6 protein-coding genes are annotated in these 5,911 nt (G+C 70.6%); 2 read left to right on the forward strand and 4 right to left on the reverse strand.

All coding sequences use genetic code 11. The features are described 5' to 3' along the window. Together pepN and ACFE64_RS14685 are read left to right on the forward strand one after the other, a co-directional pair. Positions 1-1,821: aminopeptidase N (gene pepN / locus ACFE64_RS14680; protein WP_375393203.1), on the forward strand; the 1,821-nt coding region annotated here is incomplete at its 5' end. Next, positions 1,818-2,486, forward strand: coding sequence for an HAD family hydrolase (locus ACFE64_RS14685; protein ID WP_375393204.1), 669 nt, complete (start codon positions 1,818-1,820; stop codon positions 2,484-2,486). The genes pepN and ACFE64_RS14685, both read left to right, overlap by 4 nt. Here the strand turns inward: ACFE64_RS14685 and ACFE64_RS14690 are convergent. The 4 genes from ACFE64_RS14690 to ACFE64_RS14705 all read right to left on the reverse strand — a co-directional run. Then, entirely contained in the window at positions 2,426-3,169 is a 744-nt protein-coding gene (locus ACFE64_RS14690) for a DUF72 domain-containing protein (RefSeq protein WP_375393205.1), read from the reverse strand. The two genes, ACFE64_RS14685 and ACFE64_RS14690, sit on opposite strands and share 61 nt — an antisense overlap. Before the next feature lie 81 nt (positions 3,170-3,250). Continuing rightward, positions 3,251-3,922 (reverse strand): glutathione S-transferase family protein, encoded by a 672-nt coding sequence (locus ACFE64_RS14695; protein ID WP_375393206.1) that lies wholly within the window; start codon positions 3,920-3,922, stop codon positions 3,251-3,253. Between the two features lie 122 nt (positions 3,923-4,044). Beyond that, on the reverse strand, positions 4,045-4,482 hold the full coding sequence (locus ACFE64_RS14700) for a hypothetical protein (RefSeq protein WP_375393207.1): 438 nt from the start codon (positions 4,480-4,482) through the stop codon (positions 4,045-4,047). A gap of 185 nt (positions 4,483-4,667) precedes the next feature. Next, positions 4,668-5,911, reverse strand: a 1,244-nt coding sequence (locus ACFE64_RS14705; RefSeq protein WP_375393208.1) for a glutamate synthase-related protein, incomplete at its 5' end; no start/stop codon positions are given.

The following is a 5,911-nucleotide window of genomic DNA, read 5'->3' on the forward strand; positions in this document are numbered from 1 at the left end:
GTCGACGACTTCAACTTCGGCGCGATGGAGAACAAGGGGCTGAACATCTTCAACAGCCGCTACATCCTCGCCGATCCCGACACCGCGACCGATTACGACTATGACGCGATCGCCGCGGTCGTCGCGCACGAATATTTCCACAACTGGTCCGGCAACCGCGTCACCTGCCGCGACTGGTTCCAGCTGTCGCTCAAGGAGGGCTTCACGGTCTTCCGGGATCAGGGCTTTTCCGCCGACCAGGGCTCGGCCGCGGTCAAGCGCATCGAGGACGTGCGCGGCCTGCGCGCGACGCAGTTCCCCGAGGATTCCGGCCCGCTCGCGCATCCGGTGCGGCCCGAAAGCTATCTGGAAATCAGCAACTTCTATACCGCCACCATCTACAACAAGGGCGCCGAGCTGATCCGGATGATGGCGACCATCCTGGGGCCGGAGCGGTTCCGGATGGCGACCGATCTGTATTTCGACCGCTATGACGGGACGGCCGCGACGTGTGAGGATTTCGTCCGCTGCATGGAGTTCGGCGGCGGCGTCGACCTGTCGCAGTTCCGTCTGTGGTATTCGCAGGCCGGCACGCCGCGCGTCGCCGCCAGTGTCGAGCATGACGGCGGTCGTGCGACGCTGCGCCTCGCCCAGCGCGTCCCCGCCACGCCCGGCCAGCCCGAGAAACAGCCGATGGTGCTGCCGCTGTGCTTCAAGCTGTTCGGCGCCGAGACGGGCCGGCCGCTGATCGACGAGCGCCTGCACCTGCTCGACGAAACCAGCCAGACGATCGTGTTCGACGGCGTCGCGGAGCGGCCGGTGCTGTCGATCAACCGCGGCTTCTCCGCGCCGGTCGTCGTCGAGAGCGACCGTTCGGTGGCCGATCTCGCCTTTCTCAGCCGCCACGACGACGATCCCTTCGCCCGCTACGAGGCGATGCAGCAGCTGATGCTCGACACGCTGGTAGCCGGCAGCGTCGAGGGGCGCATGGACATGGATGCCGTGATCGCCGCCGTTTCCGCCACGCTCGGCGATCCGGGGCTGGACCCGGCCTTCGTCGCCGAGGCGGTGCTGCTCCCGTCCGAGGCGTTCGTCGGCGACCAGCTCGCGGTGGTCGATCCGGAGGCGATCCACCAGGCGCGCGAGGCGCTGCGCCGCGCGCTCGGCCGCCAACTCGACGGGCAATGGCGCGAGGTCTACGACGGCCCCCGCGCGCCCTATGCCTACACGCCCGCCGCCAAGGGCCTGCGCCGTCTGCGCAATGTCGCGCTCGGGCTGATCGCCGCGTCGGGCGCGGACGATTGGGCGAAGCTCGCCTTCACCCAGTTCGAGGCGGCCGACAACATGACCGACCGGCAGGCCGCGCTGACCACGCTGGCCAACGGGGAGGGCGAGCAGGGGGCGGGCGAGCGCGTCGCGGCGCTCGACATCTTCTACAACCGCTATGCCGACAACCCGCTGGTGCTCGACAAATGGTTCCAGACGCAGGCGCTGTCGACCCGCGCCGACACCGCCGAGACGGTCGCCGAGCTGCTGCAGCATCCCGACTTCGCGCTCGCCAACCCGAACCGCGCGCGCAGCCTGGTCGGGGCGTTCGGGGCGAACCAGCGCGCCTTCCATGCCGCCGGCGGCCGCGGCTATCGCCTGCTCGCCGAACAGCTGATCGCGCTCGACAAGCTCAACCCGCAGACGGCTGCCAAGCTGCTGCCGCCGCTCGGTCGTTGGCGCCGCTTCGACCAGGGCCGGGCCGCGCGGATGCGCGCCGAGCTGGAGCGGATCGTCGCTGCGCCCGGCCTGTCCAAGGACCTGTTCGAGCAGGCGTCGAAGAGTCTGGACGGATGACCGGCCGTTCGCCCAAGGCCGTGCTGTTCGACCTCGACGGCACGCTGGTCGATTCGAACGAGGCGCATGTCGACGTGTGGGTCCGCGTGTTCCGCGAGGCCGGCCACCCGATCGCGGCCGAGGTGATCCGCGGCCAGATCGGCAAAGGCGGCGACCAGCTGGTCCCGGACCTGCTGCCGGACCTGCCGGCGGCCGCGCGCGAGCAGCTGGCGGAGCGCCACGGCGCACTGTTCAAGGCGGATTGGCTCGATCGTATCCGCCCCTTTCCGGCCGCCCGCGACCTGCTGGCGCGGGTTCGTCGGGGGCGCGCGAAACTGGTGTTCGCATCGTCCGCCAGCCAGGCCGAGCTGGACCATTACATCGAGCTGCTCGACGCCCGGGCGCTCGTGAACGCCGACACATCGATTGACGACGTGAAGGCGTCCAAACCCGCGGGGGACATCTTCGCCGTCGCGCTCGAGAAAGCGGGCGTGGCGCCCGGGGATGCGCTCGCGGTCGGCGATACGCCGTACGATATCGAGGCGGCGCGCAAGGCGGGGGTCGCGACGGTGGCCGTGCGCTCGGGCGGCTTCAGCGACGACGCGCTCGCCGGTGCGCTGGCCATCTATGACCACGTCGCCGCGCTGCTCGAAGGGTTCGACCAGTCGCCGCTCGGATCAACCTGACCTTTCTGCTTGCGTCCGCTCGCGAGCCCGGCCTGCAGCGCCAGGGCGTTCGCCGTCGCCGCACCCAGCGTGGTGTTGTCGTACATCGTCCAGCTCTCGCCCGCGGTCCGCGCCACGGCGGCGTGCGCCTCGATCGCCGTCTCGTCGTAGCTCGACCGGTAGATCGCGGGGGACCCGTGCCAGCGGGCATAGGTCAGCCCGCGCCAGCCGCCCGGTTCCGCGGCCCCGGGCACCCGCGCGGGGTCGGCGGCCACCCGCGCCACCGCGTGGGCGATCAGCAGCGCATCGGCGGCCGCGGTGAACCAGCTCGGATGCCGCGGCTCACACGCAACCCGGCCCGGCAGCGTCTCGCCAAGTCGCCCGAAGAAGCTGTCCGCCAGCTCCGCGTCGAACGCCAGGCTCGGCGGTAGCTGCACCAGCACCGGCCCGCGCTTGCCGCCCAGCCCGCCGACCTCCTCGGCGAAGCGCGCCAGCGGCTCGGCGCTCTCCACCAGCCGCCGCTCGTGCGTGATCGCCTTGGGCAGCTTGACCGCGAACCGGAACGCCGCCGGCACGCTCGCCGCCCAGCGCTCATAGGTCGTCCGCCGGTGCGGGCGATGGAAGCTCGAATTGATCTCGACCGCATCGAAGCGCGCGGCATAGCGCTTCAGCGCGCTTCCCTCGGAGGGGAACTGGTCTCGCACGGCTGCCGGAATGGACCAGCCGGCCGTTCCGACCCGTTGAAGGCTCACTACCCCCGCCGTCCGCGCGCCCACGACCGGAGGCTAGAAGTCGACGTTGTCATAGTGCGCGGTCGGGGCCACCATCTCCATCCGCTCGCTCAGCAGGGGGTGGAAGCTCGGCCGGCTCTTCAGCCCGCGATACCAGCGCGCGGTCTGCTCGTGACCCTTCCAGTCGATGCCGCCCAGATAGTCGGTCACGGAGATCTGCGCTGCCGCCGTCAGGTCGGCCAGGCTCATCGTCGCGCCGCCCAGCCATTGCCGATGATCGAGCAGGTAATCGGTGTAGTCGAGGTGGCGGATCGCCGCCTTCATCGCCTCCCGCAGCATGCGCGCGTCGGGCGCCTCGCCGCGCGCGACCCGCTTCTCCATCCGCTCGAAGAGCAGCGGGCCGGTGACGTCGCGGTAGAATTGCGTGTCGAACCAGGCGACCAGCCGCCGGATCTCGGCCCGGTTCCCTGCCGTGCCGCTGATCATCGCCGCCTTGTCGACCGTCTCCTCGAAATATTCGGCGATCGCCATCGAATCGATCAGCAGCAGGTTGCGCTGCGCCTCGACCATCACCGGCGTCTGCCCGGCCGGGTTCATGTCCAGGAACTCGTCGCGGCGCAGCCAGGGCGATTCGCGCACCAGCTCGTAGCCGATGCCCTTTTCTCCCAGCAGCAGCCGCACCTTGCGGCTGAACGGGCACAGGGGGAACTGGAAAAGCTGCCACATGACTGCCGGCCTAAAGCCTGATCGTCAGGGACGAAAGGCCTTCACACGACACGCAGCCTATCCGCACGCCCGTGCCACTCTCGCGGCGAGTTCGGATGCGAGGAGCAGCCGTGAAGCGCGCGTCAGTAGCCGTCGCGCGGCGGCGACAGCGCGGCGATCAGCGGCGCCACCGCCGCCTGCAGCCGATCGGCGGTGCGCTGCAGCTCGGCCGTCTCGGCCATCGCGCCGCCCGCCACCGCCGCGGCCGTGCCGACCACGCGCCGCGTGCTCTCGTGCAGGTGACGCTCGAACTGCGGGTCGTCGCGGTGCTTGAGATCGCGCAGCGTATCGGTGGCGCGCACGCCGTCGCGCGGATCGGTCAGGGCGGCCACCGGCCCGACGCGCGTGTCGAGGACGATGCCGGTCAGCTGGTCGACCAGCGCCGTCGCGGCGTCCTGCGCCAGCGGGCTCTGCAGCGCGCGAACCGCGTCCGTCGCGCCCGGCCGCGCGGGCGTATGCGCGAGAGCGGGGGCGGGGGCGGCGATCAGCAGCAGGGGGAGGGCGAGAGCGGCGCGGCGCATGACGGTCTCCAGCAAGCGAACATTGCCCGGCGTGGCCGGATTGAGCGCAGGCGCATAGCCGATTCGGCCGGAAAACGCCAATGACAAGCCCGTCATCGGCCGCGGACATCCCGCCGTGCGGCCCTGTGTGCGTCAGCCCTGCGCAAACGGCGCGCGGCGGTTGCGCGGCAGATCGAGCTGCCGTCCTATTCGGCGGCGATTGCCTCCGGGACGTCGTCGAGCGGGTGTTCCAGCCGGCCGAGCATCTCCTTGGGCACCACCTGCCAGAACCGGCCGGCGGCGCGCTCCCAATCGTCCAGCAGCCCCTGCGCCCAGCGGCTGTCCGTCGCTGCCGCGTGGTCGCGCACCAGATCGTGCAGCACGCGCTCCCAATGCGCCGCGCCGAGCCGCCGCCAGACGATGCTCTCGCCGTTGGCACGCCGCGCGAACCCGTCGTCCTCGCCGCTCGCGTCCGCGTCGTAGACGAACGCCATCCCGCCGGTCATCCCGGCGCCGAAATTCTGCCCCACGCGGCCCAGGATCACCGCGACGCCGCCGGTCATGTATTCGCAGCCGTTGGCGCCGCAGCCCTCCACCACCACGCAAGCGCCCGAGTTGCGCACCGCGAACCGCTCGCCCGCCTGCCCGGCCGCGAACAGCCGGCCGCTCGTCGCGCCGTAGAGCACGGTGTTGCCGATGATCGTGTTGTCCTGGCTGCGGAGCGGCGACGACACCGCGGGCCGGACCACGATCGTGCCGCCCGACAGCCCCTTGCCGACATAGTCGTTGGCGTCGCCGAACACCTCCAGCCGGACGCCGCGCACGAGGAACGCGCCCAGCGACTGCCCCGCCGAGCCGCGCAGCCGCACCGTGACGTGGCCGTCCGCCAGCCGCTCGCTCCCGAACCGGCGCAGGATCTCGCTCGACAGCCGCGTGCCGACCGCGCGGTGGGTGTTCCTGACCGAATAGGTCATCTGCATCTTCTCGGCGCGGCCGAAGACGTTGGCCGCGTCTTTGATGATCTGCGCGTCCAGACTGTCGGGCACCTCGTTGCGGAAGGTCGACAGGCTGAAGCGGCGCTGGCTCTCGTCGGCGTCGACCTTGGCGAGGATGGGATTGAGGTCGAGATCGTCGAGGTGCTCGGCGCCGCGGCTGACCTGCTTCAACAGCTCGGTGCGGCCGATCACCTCGTCCAGGCTGCGGCAGCCCAGCCGCGCCAGCGTCTCGCGCACTTCCTCGGCGATGAAGGTCATCAGGTTGATGATCTTGTCGGGGTTGCCGGTGAACTTGGCGCGCAGCCGCTCGTCCTGGGTGCAGACGCCGACCGGGCAGGTGTTGGAGTGGCATTGCCGCACCATGATGCAGCCCATCGCCACCAGGCTGAGTGTGCCGATCCCGAACTCCTCCGCGCCCAGGATCGCGGCGATGACGATGTCGCGCCCGGTCTTGA

The organism is uncultured Sphingomonas sp. (assembly GCF_964250165.1).
Lineage (GTDB): Bacteria > Pseudomonadota > Alphaproteobacteria > Sphingomonadales > Sphingomonadaceae > Sphingomonas.

Coding starts and splice junctions, on each gene's coding strand:
- ACFE64_RS14685 (WP_375393204.1), top strand. CDS start 1,818: ATGACCGGCCGTTCGCCCAAGGCCGTGCTGTTCGACCTCGACGGCACG.
- ACFE64_RS14695 (WP_375393206.1), bottom strand. CDS start 3,922: ATGTGGCAGCTTTTCCAGTTCCCCCTGTGCCCGTTCAGCCGCAAGGTG.
- ACFE64_RS14700 (WP_375393207.1), bottom strand. CDS start 4,482: ATGCGCCGCGCCGCTCTCGCCCTCCCCCTGCTGCTGATCGCCGCCCCC.